At 29.3% G+C, this 17,814-nt stretch carries 13 protein-coding genes; all 13 read right to left on the bottom strand.

Going from position 1 to position 17,814, the window contains the following annotated elements:
- Positions 1–114: 114 nt before the first annotated feature.
- Positions 115–2,454 (bottom strand): diguanylate cyclase, encoded by a 2,340-nt coding sequence (locus tag KGF52_RS09070; protein ID WP_227839906.1) that lies wholly within the window; start codon positions 2,452–2,454, stop codon positions 115–117.
- 536 nt (positions 2,455–2,990) lie between these two features.
- Complete coding sequence (gene rny / locus KGF52_RS09075; RefSeq protein ID WP_227827476.1) at positions 2,991–4,532, bottom strand: ribonuclease Y; 1,542 nt, start codon at positions 4,530–4,532, stop codon at positions 2,991–2,993.
- Between the two features lie 175 nt (positions 4,533–4,707).
- Positions 4,708–5,754 (bottom strand): recombinase RecA, encoded by a 1,047-nt coding sequence (gene recA / locus KGF52_RS09080; protein ID WP_227827209.1) that lies wholly within the window; start codon positions 5,752–5,754, stop codon positions 4,708–4,710.
- Positions 5,755–6,043: 289 nt separating this feature from the next.
- Positions 6,044–6,586, bottom strand: coding sequence for a CDP-diacylglycerol--glycerol-3-phosphate 3-phosphatidyltransferase (gene pgsA, locus KGF52_RS09085; protein WP_227827208.1), 543 nt, complete (start codon positions 6,584–6,586; stop codon positions 6,044–6,046).
- Positions 6,573–7,907 carry a 30S ribosomal protein S12 methylthiotransferase RimO gene (rimO, locus tag KGF52_RS09090; protein WP_227839907.1) on the bottom strand — a complete coding sequence of 445 codons (1,335 nt, stop codon included), beginning with the start codon at positions 7,905–7,907 and terminating at the stop codon, positions 6,573–6,575. Before rimO ends, pgsA begins: the two co-directional genes overlap by 14 nt.
- Positions 7,901–8,959 carry a tRNA 2-selenouridine(34) synthase MnmH gene (mnmH, locus tag KGF52_RS09095; protein WP_227839909.1) on the bottom strand — a complete coding sequence of 353 codons (1,059 nt, stop codon included), beginning with the start codon at positions 8,957–8,959 and terminating at the stop codon, positions 7,901–7,903. Before mnmH ends, rimO begins: the two co-directional genes overlap by 7 nt.
- Positions 8,960–8,961: 2 nt before the next feature.
- Complete coding sequence (locus KGF52_RS09100) at positions 8,962–11,367, bottom strand: FtsK/SpoIIIE family DNA translocase (RefSeq protein WP_227839911.1); 2,406 nt, start codon at positions 11,365–11,367, stop codon at positions 8,962–8,964.
- Between the two features lie 122 nt (positions 11,368–11,489).
- A complete protein-coding gene (locus KGF52_RS09105) occupies positions 11,490–12,224 on the bottom strand; it encodes a ClpP family protease (protein ID WP_227827204.1) in 735 nt (244 codons plus the stop codon).
- 111 nt (positions 12,225–12,335) lie between these two features.
- Positions 12,336–13,559, bottom strand: a complete 1,224-nt coding sequence (gene dapG / locus KGF52_RS09110) for an aspartate kinase (RefSeq protein WP_227827203.1) — start codon at positions 13,557–13,559, stop codon at positions 12,336–12,338.
- Between the two features lie 9 nt (positions 13,560–13,568).
- Positions 13,569–13,814 carry a YlmC/YmxH family sporulation protein gene (locus KGF52_RS09115; RefSeq protein WP_003419503.1) on the bottom strand — a complete coding sequence of 82 codons (246 nt, stop codon included), beginning with the start codon at positions 13,812–13,814 and terminating at the stop codon, positions 13,569–13,571.
- Between the two features lie 34 nt (positions 13,815–13,848).
- Positions 13,849–15,096 carry a M16 family metallopeptidase gene (locus tag KGF52_RS09120; RefSeq protein ID WP_227827202.1) on the bottom strand — a complete coding sequence of 416 codons (1,248 nt, stop codon included), beginning with the start codon at positions 15,094–15,096 and terminating at the stop codon, positions 13,849–13,851.
- A 156-nt stretch (positions 15,097–15,252) separates the two neighbouring features.
- Complete coding sequence (locus tag KGF52_RS09125) at positions 15,253–15,996, bottom strand: polysaccharide deacetylase family protein (protein ID WP_227827201.1); 744 nt, start codon at positions 15,994–15,996, stop codon at positions 15,253–15,255.
- A 384-nt stretch (positions 15,997–16,380) separates the two neighbouring features.
- On the bottom strand, positions 16,381–17,781 hold the full coding sequence (locus KGF52_RS09130) for an MDR family MFS transporter (RefSeq protein ID WP_227839918.1): 1,401 nt from the start codon (positions 17,779–17,781) through the stop codon (positions 16,381–16,383).
- Positions 17,782–17,814 lie beyond the last annotated feature (33 nt).

The raw sequence follows: 17,814 nt of genomic DNA on the forward strand, positions 1-17,814 counted from the left end.
GTATTAAAAAATTTAAAAACCTGCTAATAAAAATAGATTGATTTTTAGCAGGTTTTATTTATAATCTTTGTATATTGATACTATTATATTAAATTTTATATTTTGCTGTGATATTTAATTTTTATTTTCTGATATGAGACTAAGACTTGATATATCTGTATAAATCGCATAAAAAACAGGATAACGATTTTGATATAACTCGTTTACAAATGTACCTTGCATTCTTACAGGGAAAATATGACCATCTGTATGACACAAACGGAAAACCACTTCAAAAGTCTCTCTCTTAGAAATTGCTTCTCCTAATGTATTAAGTACTATTTGTAAGTCATCTTGTAATACTGGTGAAAGAACATCAAAGTTTGCAGATGAAACAACGTGTGCAGAATATCCAGTGAATTCAAGCATTTTTTGATTAAAATAAAGTAATTTCAACTTTTCCATACAAGCAAATTTGACAATACCATCAGTAGCCATTTCCAATAATACTTTTATATCTCTAGGGTTTATGTGAAATGACATACTATCCATAGAATCATCCGAAAATACATGATAAGAATTTTTCCCATGGCTTTTTGCATAATAAAGTGCTTGGTCTGCTTTTTCATATAACTCAGAATATACGCAACCATGTTCAGGATACATTGCTACACCAATACTACATGTAATAGAAAACTCCTCTTGCTCAGCAAATTTCTTCTGATTAATTTTAGAACAAAAACGCTCTAATTTATCTATAAGTACATAGTTATTGCTATTAAAGTTTTTTATCAATACTACAAACTCATCTCCACCAATACGTCCTATAATATCATCCTCTCGAAATTGAGATTTCAATTCTAATGCAAATTCATTTATAATAAAATCTCCAAATGCATGACCATATTTATCATTTACATTTTTAAAATCATCAATATCAAATATTAGAAAAACATGTTCTGAATCTTGATTGTTCTTGTTTTCTAGAAATGAACTAATAAATTCCTCTGTTACACCCTTATTGTAAAGGCCAGTAAGAGAATCAAGTTGTGAGCGTTCAAGTAGTAATAATTCTCTATTTTTTTCCTCATCTATATTTTTACGATAAGATATCATACGAACAGATTCATCTGATGTCCAAAAGAAAATTCGTGCATTAATTCTAATCCAGTGATAATTTTCCCCATCTTTCTTAATTAAAAAATCATAGCTTATATTATTAATTCCGCTATTATAACACTTAAGAACATTTTCTGGTAAGAACGTCTCTAAATAACCCTGTGCATACTCTCCTTTGATTTGTTCTTTAGCAATTGTATATAGTGCTTCATCATATGGTGTATTAAGCCCTAAGCCAAACTCATGAAAATATCTATTTGAATCTTCACAACCAGCTCTATTATTAGTAACATCAATCTCAAAAATATTTTCATAAAGTTCTTCAGTAGATTGACTTAACAACTTTTGATATTCTAATTTCTGAGAAACACTAAGCTTCATTATTTGACTTTTATACTTCTTAAGTACACGTGTAATTGTAAAAAGTACAAATATTATAATCAAAATTATAACTGCAATTCCTTTTAAAAATTGTATCTGAAGTTGCTTACTCATTACAGTCAAATCAGTCTCTAAAACAAGATGCCATTTTAAACTAGATATATACTGACATACAACATAACTTTTTGATTTTTCAGATGAATGCCAAAAACTCCTCTGCTCTTTTTTATTATTTAATATTAACTCCTTTGAATCATATAAATCACTACTAGAATTTTCAAAGAAATTTATATGCTCATAACCAGTTTTTTCTGATGTTAATTGTACAAATCCTTTATCATCAATTAAATGTGCTACAACATCAAATTTATCATCATATTCTTTAAGCAACATTTGTAATGAATTAACCTTTAATCCAACTCCTATAATTCCCATAGTTGATCCATTATCATCTTTTATCTTACAGTTTACAAATACTGTAATACTATTATTGCTTGCTTCATCATTATCAACATTTAATGAATATTCATCATTATTCTTTAAGAAATTATAATACCATTGATTCTCTGAATTATTAACACTAAGATTTCTATCAAGCCCATTAAAATGATAATAGTTATTTGTTTTAGCGGATACTAGAAAAACAGAATCATATGAGTATTTATTCTTGTATGCATTCAAGTAATCTTGTAATTTATAAGTAAATTCCTCATCATTTATATGTTCTTTCTCACCATCTAAAAAGTTTTTTAATAAACTATCATTTGCCATGGTAAGAGATACATTTATAGGTTCTGAAAGGAGTTTATCTATCTGATAATAGATACCTTCAGCAGCCAATGTGGATACATGCTCAATATCATTTTTAAAAATATTAGTATTAGATTGGTATCCAATTACAGAAGTAGCTACAAAACCAAGAGTAATAATAGTGCAAACAATAACATTTGTATGTAAAAGTGTATTTTTTTTCATAGTATGTCCCCTCTTTAACCCTCACTTTGGCTTCATTGTATTTTCACCTTCTTTAAATATAATTATTTCAAGTAGTAAACTCTTTAAAACTTTAAATTTTTATATTCATCTGTTACTTTTTATAAAACAACAGAAATATACAAATACATCATATAAAGCACATCATCAAAATTAAAAGTCTAAAAAGATTTATATTTTTTTCAAATATATTATTTATCGTTCACAATAACGTTGATTAAAAGTTTTTTGATATGACATTCCTATAGTCAATTCTGCCTAACTATAATTTGTCATATAATAGATTATTTTATCACTTCATTATATCAAACAAACTTAAATAATTATACAAACAATGTGTATATAAGGATTAATTTTATTAATTCTTTATAATTAATTAATCTTTATCCCCTTTATACTTATTTCAAATTGTATCATTTTAAGCCCTAAAAATTAAAAAACCACAGGATAAATCATTCTATCCTGTGGCAAATTTAAATTTTTAAAAATATTTTTGTTATCATTTAGATATTTATATTTTATTTTGCATATTCTATAGCTCTTGTTTCTCTTATTATACTTACTTTTATTTGTCCAGGATATTCAAGCTCATCCTCTATTTTCTTAGTCATATCTCTCGCTAATAAGTGTATTTCTTCATCATTTATGGCTTCTGGTTTTACCATTATTCTAATCTCTCTACCAGCTTGTATAGCAAATGATTTTTCTACACCTTCGTATGAATTAGCTATTTCTTCTAATTTTTCAAGTCTCTTAATATAAGCTTCCAAAGTCTCTCTTCTAGCACCAGGTCTAGCAGCTGATATCGCATCTGCTGCTGTAACTAATACAGCTTCTACGGTCTGAGGCTCATAATCTCCATGATGTGTACTCATAGCATGTATAACTTCTTTAGATTCCTTATAACGTCTAAGTAAATCCATACCTATTTCAACATGTGTACCTTCCATTTCATGGTCTACAGCCTTACCTATATCATGTAATAAACCAGCTCTCTTAGCTAATCTAATGTCTGCACCTATCTCAGCAGCCATTATACCAGCTATATGAGCAACTTCTATAGAATGTTTAAGAACATTTTGTCCATAACTAGTTCTATAATTAAGTCTACCTAATAATCTTATTAATTCTGGATGAATTCCATGTACACTAGTTTCAAATGCAGCTTGTTCACCATATTCTTTTATAATATTGTCAACTTCTTTTCTCGCTTTTTCAACCATTTCTTCAATTCTAGCTGGATGTATTCTTCCATCTGCTATTAATTTCTCTAGAGCAATTCTTGCAATTTCTCTTCTTATTGGATCAAATCCTGATAAAATTACTGCTTCTGGAGTGTCATCTATTATAAGGTCTATCCCTGTTAAAGTTTCTAGAGTCCTTATATTTCTACCTTCTCTACCTATTATTCTACCCTTCATTTCATCATTAGGTAAGCTTACTACTGTAACAGTAGTTTCAGCTACGTGATCTGCTGCACATTTTTGAATTGCATATCCTATAATTTCTCTTGATTTCTTATCAGCTTCTTCTTTAGCTTGACCTTCTATCTCTTTTATCATTATAGACATTTCACGTCTTACATCTCTCTCAGCATTTGTTAAAATAATTTCTTTAGCCTTATCAGATGTAATTCCTGATATGCTTTCTAATTTTTCCAATTGTTGAGTTTTTATTACTTCGACTTCTTCTTCTTTCTTTTCAACTGTCTTTAATTTTTCACTTAGATTTACTTCTTTAGATTCTAAATTTTGTAATTTTCTATCTAAGACTTCTTCTTTTTGTACTACTCTTTTTTCATACTTTTGTACTTCTGTTCTTCTTTCTTTGTTTTCTCTTTCAGCTTCTGTTCTCCACTTATGGATCTCTTCTTTAGCTTCTAATAACTTTTCTTTCTGTACTGTTTCTGAGTCGTGGTGTGCTTTATCTATTATTTCTTTGGCCAAGTTTTCAGCTTGTCCAAGTTTTGCTTCAGATATATTTTTTCTAACAAAATATCCAGCTATAATACCAACAGCTGCACCTATTACAATCATTACTACACTATCTATGACATCCACCTCCTTCGTTAATAATCCCAAAATGTCATCACTATGATTAAAAAATATTCCTAATAATTAAAATTAAATTTAGATATTTTATCCTCACTTAATTTTATAATTTTTTCAACATTGTGTCAAGCTAATAGGGAGCGTGGTATGTCCTTATTTAATAGTTATTTTTTTATATTTTCACTTATTTTTCAACAACGTCTTCTGATACCAAAGTACCGGCTTCTTCACTAACCTCATTTAAATTGTAAAATGTTCTAACTTTTTCATCTATTTCATTAGTTAAATCCATATTATCCTCTAGGAATTTTTTTACATTTTCTCTTCCTTGTCCAAGTTTAGTATCATTGTAACTATACCATGAACCTGATTTTTTAACTATATCTATGTCAGCAGCTATATCTAAAAGATCTCCAATTTTTGATATACCTTCTCCATACATTATATCAAATTCAGATTGTTTAAATGGTGGTGCTACTTTGTTTTTAACAACCTTAACTCTTGTTCTGCTTCCTATAACCTTGTCACCTTGTTTTATTGTGTCTATTTTTCTAACATCCAATCTAACTGATGAGTAGAACTTTAATGCACGTCCTCCAGTAGTCGTTTCTGGATTTCCAAACATTATTCCTACTTTCTCTCTTAATTGGTTTATAAATATAGCAACACAATTTGATTTTTTAATCGAACCAGTTAATTTTCTAAGTGCTTGAGACATAAGTCTAGCTTGTAAACCTACATGAGAATCACCCATATCTCCGTCTATTTCTGCTTTTGGAACCAATGCTGCAACTGAATCTATTACTATTATATCAATTGCACCACTTCTTATTAATGCCTCTGCTATTTCTAAGGCTTGTTCTCCTGTATCTGGTTGAGATATGATTAGATTATCAACATCCACACCTAATGCTTTTGCATATACTGGGTCAAGTGCATGTTCAGCATCTATAAATGCAGCTATTCCTCCATTTTTTTGAGCTGATGCTACACAACTAAGTGCAACAGTCGTCTTACCAGAAGATTCTGGACCATATATTTCAACTATTCTCCCTCTAGGTAGACCTCCTATACCAATAGCTATATCTAAACCGATTGCTCCTGTTGATATAACATCTATAGACATAGACGTTGCTTCTCCCAATTTCATTACTGAACCTTTACCAAAATCTTTTTCAATTTTACCTAAAGCTTCATTCAACGCTTTTAATTTTTCTTGATCTACACTCATCTCTATACCATCCCTTCATTTATCTACAAACATTTGTTCTCTTGTTATATATTAATTATATAACATAAATCAAACCTAGTCAATTTAAAAACGCTCCTAATGATTATATTTTTATTTGCTACATTTTATTTATAAACCATTATCAATAATTATATACACAAAAGAAAATATTACCGAAAAAGAAAAGAGGTATACTATAATAGTATACCCTTTTTTACATTTTTAAAGTTTTAAGTTGCTATTTTTTATTTATTAATCAATCAATTTATGTTTTTTAAATGATAATATTCTATTTTGAGGACATGAAAAGTTCTTTATTTTTATATAGGTATTCCCATCCAGAATATAAAGTAAGCAGTGTTGCTATAAGTATAAGAATCCCACCTATATTTAGTATTAATTCATTTTCAAACTGAGCTCCTAACAATAAAATCACTACTGATACCATTTGAGTTATAGTTTTAAGTTTTCCACTGCCACCAGCTGCTATTACTTTTCCATCAGCAGCTGCTATAGCCCTCAATATACTAACTGTAAGTTCTCTAGCTACTATTATAATTACCATCCAACTACTTACTAGACCATCTTCTATCATACATGTAAGTGCTGAGATTACTAATAATTTGTCTGCTAATGGGTCCATAAACTTCCCAAAATCAGTGACTAAGTTATACTTTCTAGCTATTTTTCCATCTAGTGCATCAGTAATTGAAGCTACTATAAAAATAATACAAGCTAATAAAAACTTGTTTGGTACATTAAATAACATTATTAAAACAAATACTGGAATTAAAAATATTCTAAACAAAGTTAATTTGTTAGGCAAGTTCATATACAACATCTCCCATTAAATCGTATTCCATTGCATCATTTATTTGAACACTTACGAATTCTCCTACTTCAAGATTATCTACACTTTTTACATATACTATACTATCAATTTCTTCTGCATCGCCCTGTGTTCTTCCTGTATATACATTATCTTCTATTTGCTCTTCTATTAGTACTTCATATGTTTTTCCTATTTTTTTATCATTAAGTTCTTCAGATATTTTTTGTTGAATCATCATTAAAGTATCTCTTCTTTGTATTTTTACTTCTTCATCTATATGATTTGGTAATTTATCTGCTGGTGTATCTTCTTCTCTTGAATATGCAAATGCACCTAACCTATCAAATTTGACTTCTTTGACAAAATTTACAAGCTGTTTAAAATCTTCTTCTGTTTCACCAGGAAAACCTACTATTATTGTAGTTCTAAGTATAGCATCTGGTATATTCTTTCTTATAAGTTTAATTTTATTTAATATATCCTCTTTACTAGTTTTTCTATTCATTAACTTTAAAATACTGTTACTTGCATGTTGTATTGGCATATCAAAATAGCTACATATATTATCATGTTCTTTTATAACTTTAATCAATTCTTCTGTTATTGATTCTGGATATGAGTACATGACTCTTATCCATTTAAGCCCATTTATCTTTGCAAGTTCTTCTAAAAGTTCTGGTAATCTCTCTTTACCATATAAATCAAAACCATACTTTGTAGTATCTTGAGCTATAACTACAAGTTCTTTTACTCCAGATTCAGCCAATTTATTTGCTTCTTTAATTATATCTTCAAATCTTCTACTTCTATATTTACCTCTAAGCTTAGGTATTATACAATAAGTACAATTATTGGAACATCCTTCTCCAATTTTTAAGTATGCCATATAGCTAGGCGTAGATAGATATCTTGGTAAGTCCTCATTAAATACAAACTCTATATCATCAAGACTTACAATTTGATGTTTCTCACTCAAATCTTTAAGTATATCATCTATATTTTGGTAGCTTCCTGTACCAACTATTGCATCTATTTCTGGAATTTCAGTTTTTAATTCCTCAGAGTATCTTTGAGCTAAACATCCTGTTACTATCAACAGCTTTAGATTCCCAGTCTGTTTTAATTCTGCAAATTCTATTATAGTATCAATTGATTCTTGCTTAGCTGACTCTATAAACCCACAAGTATTTACTATAATTACATCAGCTTCTTCAAAATCTCCTATCAATTTATAACCTTTTTTATTTAAAATTCCCATCATTATTTCTGCATCCACCAAATTTTTTGAGCATCCTAATGATTCTAATGCTATCTTTAACATTTTTTCTCTCCTTCCAATATGCTCTCATATAAGCCTATAACATATTCTAGGGCTTTTTGTGTGTCATCAAAATTTACAATTTTATTATACTTATATTTTTCCACTGAATGCATATAAAGTGGGTCGTAATATTCTATAAGATATTTTTTTACAAGTTCTTCATATTTGCCTAATTCTAATAAATCAATATATTCATCTACTGCTTTATGACCCAATCTTTTTCTGAATTTATTTATACACTCTTTTAAAACCAATATATTATCTTCATCTTTACCATAAATATAATCTCTACAAAGTCTATTGACTCTATTATCAATATCACATTCCAGTAGTATATGATACCCATCTCGTATCATTGCATCGAAGATTTCATTAGGAACTGTGACACTTCCAACTCGCTTACTTTCACTTTCAACAAATATATAATCCTTTTTTGAGAAAAATATACTTTCAAATAATTTAGTTTCAAAGTTCTTTTGAGATGGTGGCTTCTCATCAAATGTTATAAAACCAAAAGTTGAACCACTATTTTTAGCTATTCCTTCTAAATCTAATACATCTATTTCTTTTTTCTTCAATAAATGCAATAAATCAGTCTTTCCTGAGCCAGTTAATCCATGCACAGATATAAAGTTCTTTGTATTCATTATATTTCTTAAGTAATCCAATACAAAGTTTCTATAAGCCTTATATCCACCTTCAAGTTGATAAACATTTACACCTAATGATGACAATACATTTACTATACTTCCACTTCTCATTCCGCCTCTTGCACAATATATGACAATATTATCATAATTTGCTGTAAGCTCTGCTGCTTGTAAATATATATCCTTTAGCTTATACGATACATAATCAAATCCCTTTTGTATTGCTTCATGCTTTCCCTGCATCTTATAAATAGTTCCAACTTCATTATGCTCATTGTTTTTAAAAAGGGGCATATTAAAAGCATTTAATATATGGTCTTCTTCATATTCCCCTTCTGTTCTTACATCTACAAAAACTACTTTTTCTAGCTTAAGTGCCTTTTCTATTTCTATAACCGACAATTCTATTCACCTTCTAAATTCTGCAAATCTTGTTTGCTTATTAGTACCTTTCTTGGCTTGCTTCCCTCGCTAGCTCCAATTATACCTCTTTCTTCCATAGAGTCAATAAGTCTAGCCGCTCTATTAAATCCTATTTTAAATCTTCTTTGCAACATAGAAGCAGATGCTTGACCACTTTCTACAACAAATTCTATTGCCTCACTTAAAAATTCATCCTCATCGCTAGATTTTGATGTATTAACTTTAGATATAGTTTCAATTATATCTTCCTCATACTTTATTCCATCCTTAACCTGGTCTTTTACAAAATCAATTACTCTTTCTGACTCACTTTCTGATATAAATGCACCTTGAAGTCTAACTGGTTTTGCCGCTCCAAGTGGATAAAATAGCATATCACCTTTACCTAAAAGTTTCTCTGCCCCACCCATATCAAGTATTGTTCTTGAATCAGTTTGAGATGACACTGCAAATGCTATTCTAGACGGTATATTAGCTTTTATAACACCTGTTATGACATCAACGGATGGTCTTTGTGTAGCTACAATCAGGTGCATTCCAGCAGCTCTGGCCATCTGAGCTAATCTACAAATATAATCCTCTACATCATTTGCGCTTGCCATCATTAAATCTGCTAACTCATCTATTATTATTACTATTTTAGGTAATTTTTCCTCTGATTTTTCATTATAACTTGTTACATCTTTTACTTGAGCATCTGCAAATAGTTTATATCTTCTATTCATCTCTGTCACTGCCCAGTTTAAGGCATTAGCAGCTTTTTTAGGGTCTGTAACTACAGGTATCAGAAGATGTGGTATTCCATTATAATTTGCAAGTTCAACCACTTTTGGGTCTATTAAAAGTAATTTTACTTCATCAGGGTTTGCCTTATATAATATACTACTTATCAAAGTGTTTACACAGACACTCTTTCCTGAACCTGTAGAACCAGCTATAAGTAAATGTGGCATCTTACCTATATCTCCAATTATAATTTTGCCTGCTACATCTTTCCCAAGCCCCATTGCAAGAGGAGAATCAAAATTATTAAACTCTTCACTTTCTAGAACTTCTCTTACTCCAACCATTTGAGCTTCCTCATTTGGAACTTCTATTCCAATTGCACTTTTCCCAGGAATTGGCGCTTCAATTCTTATACTTTTAGCTGCTAAACTTAAAGCTATATCATCAGTTAAGTTTACAATTTTACTTACTTTAACCCCTGGACTTGGCTGTATCTCATATCTTGTTATAGTTGGACCAACTGTAACTTGATTAATCTTTGCTTCTACTCCAAAATCTGAAAGTGTCTTTTCTAAAAGAGAGGCATTTTTTAAAACCTTCTTTTTGCCATTTTCATCAGATTTTTTATTTACTTTATTTAAAAGTTCAACACTAGGTTTTTTATAATTTGAATAGTCTTCATTATTTGACTCTGATACAATGCTTATTGGTTGAGTTTTTTCTACATCTAAATTAGATTTGCTTATATCAACTTTCTTTTCTGGTTTAGTCTCTACAACTGAATTTTCATTTGTAGCTTTCTGTAACTCTTTTAAAACATCTAGTTCTGGCATACTTTGAGTTCCTTCTAATATTTCTAAATATTCATCTTCTGCCTTGTTAAAACCAACTATTTTAATAGTCTTATCGTCTACACCATCACCATTTTCTTCTTCTAAATATTCATCTTCTTCATTGTCACGACCTTTTGACATTAACCCTTTAAAAAATCCAGGCTTCTTATTTACAGTAGTATCGTCCACTTCATCAGTTATCATATCTATTGCAGATTTTTTCATATTTGAAATTTTATCTTTAAAAGTTAAATTACTGTCTTTTGATGCTTTAGATTTTGACTTTGCATTTGATACCAAACCTTTTATAGAAATATTAAATATAAACATTATAGAAAGTATAAGAGCAAATATACTTATTAGCCATCCACCTGCTATACCAAATATTTTACTCATATAATACGCAATGGTTGTTGCTATTAAGCCACTACCTTGTCCACTTACACCCAATTTCATAACATCATCAAACATATTACCTTTTAGTGGGCTATCTACAGGAAGAGTTCCTGCATTTAACAATCCATAAAATACAAAAATAAATAAAATAATTATGTAGTATAATTTAGTCTTTCTCAATCTATATATATATTCATTTCCATCAAAAAACCCTAGAAGTCCTGTTATAATTACTATAAATGGTATTGCTATGGAAAGTCCTCCAAATAATCCTTTAAAGAGATTTTGCATTATCACAGGTATCCATCCCATAGAATTAGAATTTAAACTATATAATAAAAATACACCTATAAATATTGTTATCAAATTATGATATTCTGCATTAAAGCTTAAGGTATTTACCTTCTTTTTTTTCTTCTTTTTCGTGGCCATTAATATCACTCCTTATTTTTAGCAAGTTTTACCCCTTCATAGCAAAAAGTGCTAATGCCTTAACACTAACACTCCTACTTTATTACATCATTATATCATAAATTTTATTATTTAAACAAATTTTAATCATTATTTTTTTCTTCCTCTGATTCTTTTATAAGGTCTTTTAATTTTTTAATAGCATCTTTTAATCCACCAACTTCATCTATAAGCCCGTAATCTACAGCTTCTTTTCCTATTAAAACACTACCAACATCACTTATAAGCTCATCTTTCTCATGCATAAGTTTATCAAGTATATCTCTTTCGATATTAGATGTTCTTATGATAAATTGAATTATTCTCTCTTGCATCTTTTTAAAATACTCGAAAGTTTCATTTATACCTATTACAAGTCCAGTTGTTCTTACAGGATGTATAATCATTGTTGCAGTTGGAGCTATAAATGAGTAATCACCTGCAGTAGCAAGAGGAACACCTATACTATGACTTCCCCCTAATACAAGAGTAACTACTTTTTTGGATGTACTATTTAAAAGTTCTGCAATAGCTAGACCTGCCTCAATATCTCCTCCAACAGTATTTAAAACAACTAGTACTCCTTTAACATCATTACTTTCCTCAATTGAATAAAGCATTGGAATTATATGTTCATACTTTGTAGCTTTTTTCTGAGGATTTCCTATAAAATGACCTTCAATTTCTCCAATTATAGTTATACATTGGGTATCTTTAGGAGGCTGAGGAGGCATCTCACTAGTGCCAAATTGTTTTATACATTCTCTTTCCTCACAGCTAGAATCTCTTCTACAATTATCTTTATCAAATGTTTCATTATCATCTTTATAATCTTTCATAAAAAAACTCCTATCAAAATATATTTAACTTAGTTTTACCAAATAAATCAAATATATTAAGATATACGAAAAATTATTAAATTTTGAATAAAAGTAATTGCATTACGATTCTTATTTTACATAAAATTGTTGGTGTATTGCATGTACTGCTGTATGCATATCTTCTTCACTAACTAAACAAGATATAGTCATATTTGAATCTGATGTTTGTAAAAGAGATACTCCTGCTTTTGATAAACCTCTAACTACTTTTGACATGATACCAGACATTTCATCAGCTATTCTTGAACATATCAATGTTACTTTAGCACAATCTCTATTTACTTCATAATCTAATTCAAATTTATCTAGTATTTCTTTTAATTCTTTTATATCAGCATCTTCAATAACAAAGGCTTTTTCTGATATAAAGAAATTTATCATATCTATATTTATAAGTTTCTTTTCTATTTCATTTAATACTTCTGTAAACACTTCTTCTGCTGATTTAATCTTAACTTGAGCAACACTATCTTTATTTGCAACAGCAACTTTAAGGTCTTTTTCTTGTTCATATTCTATATTTTGTTCTAAATGCTTACATAAAGAACCTATTTTTGTACCTTCAAAAGTTGGATTCATTGTATTTTTTATTGCTAGAGTTATATTTCCACTTTTAGCTAACTGTACTGCTCTTGGATGTATTACCTTAGCTCCTTTATCTGCCATTTGAAATACTTCTTCATAATCTATAAAACTCAATACTTTAGCATTTGGTTCTACTCTAGGGTCTGCAGTCATTATACCATCTACATCAGTGTAAATTTCAACTGTCTCACATTCCAAAGATTTACCAATAGCAACTGCTGATGTATCACTTCCACCTCTTCCAAGAGTAGTTACTTCACCATCATCTGTTACACCTTGAAATCCAGCTATAACAACAACTTTGCCATCATCTAATGCTCTTTTTACCTTTTTAGGGTTTATATATTTTATTTTAGCATTAGAATACTCATCACTTGTAATTATACCTGCTTGTTGACCAGTAAAGAAAACAGATTCTATACCTTTTGCATTTAATAAATTAGCAAGAATTGTCCCTGATATTATTTCACCACAAGACATTATTAAATCAAGTTCTCTTTTATTTGGTTCATCATTTACTGAATTACACAGATTTATAAGTGTATCTGTTGCATATGGAGCGCCCTTTCTACCCATTGCTGAAACTACTAATACTAATTGTAACTCTTCATCATTATCTCTGTATGCTTTTACTATCTTACATACTTCATTCATTTTTTCATATGATTCTACTGATGTCCCACCAAACTTTTGCACTAAAATACTCATTTTTTCCTCCTAAATATATCCCTCATATTCTATAATTATCATATCATTGCCTATTTTTTTTACATTTCTCCATGGAACTTCTAAAAATGACTTATCTTTTCTTCTGGCAAAAAAGCCTTTTTCTTTTGGAATTAAAAGCGCCAATATCCCGCCTGTAGTTTCATCTAGTATAAGGTCACACTCTCCAATAACTCCTAATCTTTCTCCTGTGACTAAGTTAACTATTTCCTTACCTGCTATTTCAGATAAATTCATATTTTATACCTCCAGAGATTCACTTTTTAAAATATTAATCCAAATGCAGAATATCTTCTACATCTCTTCCAACTATACATGTACCAATATTTTCTATATTGAATACCTTATCAACAACTTTTTTTACTGAATTAATATCAACATTATTTATACATTCAAGTATTTCATCTGTAGTTTTTACTTTTTTACTCAACAACATAGATTTACCAGTAGACATCATTCTACTGCTAGTACTTTCTAAATCCAATATATAATTACCTTTTAGTTGTTCCTTACTTTCAAATATTTCTTTTTCTGTAAGATAATTTTTTCTTATATTTTCAATTTCTTCTTTTATTAAATTATAAACATCTTGCAAATTTTCTGTACTCATACTTGCGAATATACCTAATTCACCACATTTTCTGTATAGTGTTTGTGACGAGTATATTGAATATACTAAACCTTTTTCCTCCCTTATCTTCTGAAAAAGTCTTGAGCTTATACTTCCACCAAAAATATTGTTTACCACCGCCATTGAATAAACTTCATCATCATTTTCAAATGGAATACCTTTTAGACACATAGCTAAGTTTACCTGTTCAGTATCTTTGTTTTTTGATATAAAACAAGGATTAAACTTGGCCTCAGTTATGTCTATACTTAAGTTTCTCTTTTTCCAGTTTCCAAATTTAGATTTAAGTTTATCTACCATATCATCAAAATCAAAGTTTCCAACTATAGAAATAACAGCATTATTTGGAATATAATATTTGTTTAAGTACTCTAACATAGACTCCTTAGTTATATTGTATAGAGAATCTTTTGTCCCAATTATATTCATCCCTAAACCATCATTAGCATATATATTTTCGACTAATAAATCATAAGATAAATCGTCTGGAGAATCTTCATACATCTTAAGTTCCTCCAATATTATAAGTCTTTCCTTATCTATATCATTTTTATCAAATCTAGAATTTAGTATCATATCACTTAATACATCTATTCCTGTATCTATATGCTCATCTATTAATTTTACATAATAACATGTACATTCTTTACTTGTAAATGCATTGATTTGCCCACCTAAATTGTCAATTGTGCTAGCAATCTCTTTTGAGGTTCTATTTTTGGTTCCTTTAAACATCATATGTTCTATAAAATGAGAAGTTCCACTTACCTCTTCTTCTTCTATTCTAGACCCTGCATTTATCCAAATACCTAACGTTATTGACTTTAGATATGGTATTTCTTCTCCAATTATTGTAAGCCCATTTTCCAGTATTTTTGTCTTATACATTACATTCTCCTAAAAATTTATTCTTTATGTTACATTGGATTATTGAAAACACTATGTTCTAATTCTATTTATTTTTATATGTATTACATTATAAGTCAGTCTTTTAATTAATTCAACTACAACTTATACAATCTTAATCAAATATTTATACTTTGTCTACTTAAATACATCACTAAGTTTACCTGGTTTTAATCCTTTTTCTCTTACAATTGCTATAATATCATCTATACATTTTGTCGTTGCATCAGTTGGGTGCATTAAGATTATACTACTATCTTTAATATCTTTTTTCTTCATTCTATCTATAATTACTTCTGGTTGATCTTTATATTTCCAGTCTATAGTGTCAGCATCCCATTTAATTGAAGTATATCCTAATTCTTTAGCAGCCTTTACTGTTTCTGCTCCAAAAGAACCTGCTGGAGCTTGAAAAAACTTAGTCTTCTCATTTATAATTTCTTCAATTATCTTTTTAGAGGTTTCTATTTGTTCATAGTTATCCTCATATGATAGTGTCGAATAATCTAAATGTTTGTATCCATGATTGCCTATTTCATGCCCTTGTTTCTTTATCTTCAATAATTCGTCTTTATTTTTTTCTGCCCACTTCCCAGTTACATTAAAAGTAATCTTTACATTCTCTTTTTTAAGAGTTTCCAAAATAGATTCTATGTACTCTGTTTCCCATCCAAGGTCTACGTTGCATGTTAATGCAACGTATCCACTTTTATCTTTTGTACCTCTCTCATATGGTAAATCTACTCCATTAAACAAGTTAAAAACGGGCTTATTGTTAAACAATTTTAATACCATTACCCCTCCTGATAATCCTAATAATATCACTAAAATTAGTATTATAATTTTTTTGAGCTTACTCTTATTAAGTACCATCATTATCATTAAAACTCCCCCTAATTATGTACAAATTGTTTCTTATTTAATACTATTAAAGGAAAGCTCTATTTATGCACTAAATATAACATAAACCTTTCTCTGTATATCAATAAAAAATTCTATTAAAAATCTCTTAAATAAACCTATATTATTAAACAGCTTTTTAATTAGCTCTTTACTTTTCCTATCATTTTAGAATTTCCTACAGTACTTTCTACTGTTACTTTTAATACAATAGTATGTAATACATTTTATATAAAAAGCCTCTGTTAGAAAGAGTAACAGAGGCTTTTTATTTCATGTTCAAAAGTTTAATTTCATACTTGAAAATATATTATAATAACTAGAATATGTTTATGTAATTGTACTTTTGAAATCTATAAATAATCTTTAATTTGTTGATTTCTTTAAACTTTTTCTTTCTATAAAAAAGAGAGCCACTAAAAGCTGAACTACTGCAACAATTGAAATACAAATAAATGCAACATCTATTCCAAATACATTTGCTGTAGTATTTGTCATACCTCGTGATGTTACTGTAGCAGTTGTCATTACTGCAACAAAAACTGCTGAGCCAATAGCACCAGCTATTGTACGCAGTGAAGTAAGTAATGCTGTTCCATGAGCAATATTTTTTTCCCCAAGCACACTCATTCCCCAAGTAACAATAGGCATCATAATTAATCCAATAGCTATCAGACGTATAATATAAAAAGCAGAGATATACAATACTGAAGTATCTTTTCCTACAAAAGATACACCAAGACAACTTATTGCCAAGAATATACTTCCACATACAACTAGCTTTCGTATTCCAAACCTATCATAAAATCTACCTGCAAAAGGACTTATAAGTGCCATTACAAGAGAACCTGGCATCATAATGAGACCACACTTAGTTGCTGAAAATCCTCTTACTGTCTGGATATATATTGGAATTAAAGTGGAACCTGCCATCATTACAACATATAGAAGCATACTTATAATTACAGCAAGTCTATAACTTTTATTCTTAAGAATACGAAGTTCTAGGAATGGCTCTTTTGAGTGAATCTGACGCAAAGAAAATGCTATAATTGATACTATACCTACAAATAATGGTAAAGCAATATTTATACTGAAAAACTCAGTTGTTCCAATATTCCCAAGTCCAATCAAAAGACCACTAAATCCTACTGCACATAAAATCATAGAAAACGTATCAAATGATTGTTTTTTTGTCTCTATTACATTTTGTAACACTCTAGATGCTATAATAATATCAATAATACTTATAACTAAAGAAAACCAAAAAATAGCTTGCCAATTAAAAATATCAATGACAATTCCTGCTAGAGTTGGCGCAAATATTGGAGCAGCCCCAGCAGCCAAGCCGTATATACCCATTATGGAACCCATTTGCTCTGCAGGATAAATTGTTAAAATTATTACTTGTGTCATAGATAGCAACACTCCATTACCCATTGCTTGCAATATACGTCCAAACAAAAGAGGTGTAAATGAAGATGCACTAGCAGAAAGCAACAATCCTACCGCAAAAAGACTCATAGCACTAATGAAAAGTGGTTTTGTTGGAAATCTCCTAATCAAAAATGCAGTGGCAGGAACCATAATTCCCATAGCAAGTGTATATGCACTAGTAAGCCATTGAGCTGTTGTGGCTGATATATTTAAATCCCCCATCATAACTGGCAATGCAGTAGTAAGAGATGTCTGAAGTAATGAGCCAACTATAGATCCAATCAATAGTACAGCAAAAATCATATTTCTAGATTGCTTATTTAAATTCATGTCTTTACCTTCTTTCTGTTTTTATTAGCAACG

The organism is Clostridioides sp. ZZV15-6597 (genome assembly GCF_020657815.1).
Taxonomy (GTDB): Bacteria; Bacillota; Clostridia; order Peptostreptococcales; family Peptostreptococcaceae; genus Clostridioides.

Coding starts and splice junctions, on each gene's coding strand:
- KGF52_RS09070 (WP_227839906.1), bottom strand. CDS start 2,454: ATGAAAAAAAATACACTTTTACATACAAATGTTATTGTTTGCACTATT.
- recA (WP_227827209.1), bottom strand. CDS start 5,754: ATGAGTGTAGATCAAGAAAAATTAAAAGCGTTGAATGAAGCTTTAGGT.
- pgsA (WP_227827208.1), bottom strand. CDS start 6,586: ATGAACTTGCCTAACAAATTAACTTTGTTTAGAATATTTTTAATTCCA.
- rimO (WP_227839907.1), bottom strand. CDS start 7,907: ATGTTAAAGATAGCATTAGAATCATTAGGATGCTCAAAAAATTTGGTG.
- KGF52_RS09100 (WP_227839911.1), bottom strand. CDS start 11,367: ATGGCCACGAAAAAGAAGAAAAAAAAGAAGGTAAATACCTTAAGCTTT.
- KGF52_RS09105 (WP_227827204.1), bottom strand. CDS start 12,224: ATGAAAGATTATAAAGATGATAATGAAACATTTGATAAAGATAATTGT.
- dapG (WP_227827203.1), bottom strand. CDS start 13,559: ATGAGTATTTTAGTGCAAAAGTTTGGTGGGACATCAGTAGAATCATAT.
- KGF52_RS09115 (WP_003419503.1), bottom strand. CDS start 13,814: ATGAATTTATCTGAAATAGCAGGTAAGGAAATAGTTAACTTAGTCACA.
- KGF52_RS09120 (WP_227827202.1), bottom strand. CDS start 15,096: ATGTATAAGACAAAAATACTGGAAAATGGGCTTACAATAATTGGAGAA.
- KGF52_RS09125 (WP_227827201.1), bottom strand. CDS start 15,996: ATGATAATGATGGTACTTAATAAGAGTAAGCTCAAAAAAATTATAATA.
- KGF52_RS09130 (WP_227839918.1), bottom strand. CDS start 17,781: ATGAATTTAAATAAGCAATCTAGAAATATGATTTTTGCTGTACTATTG.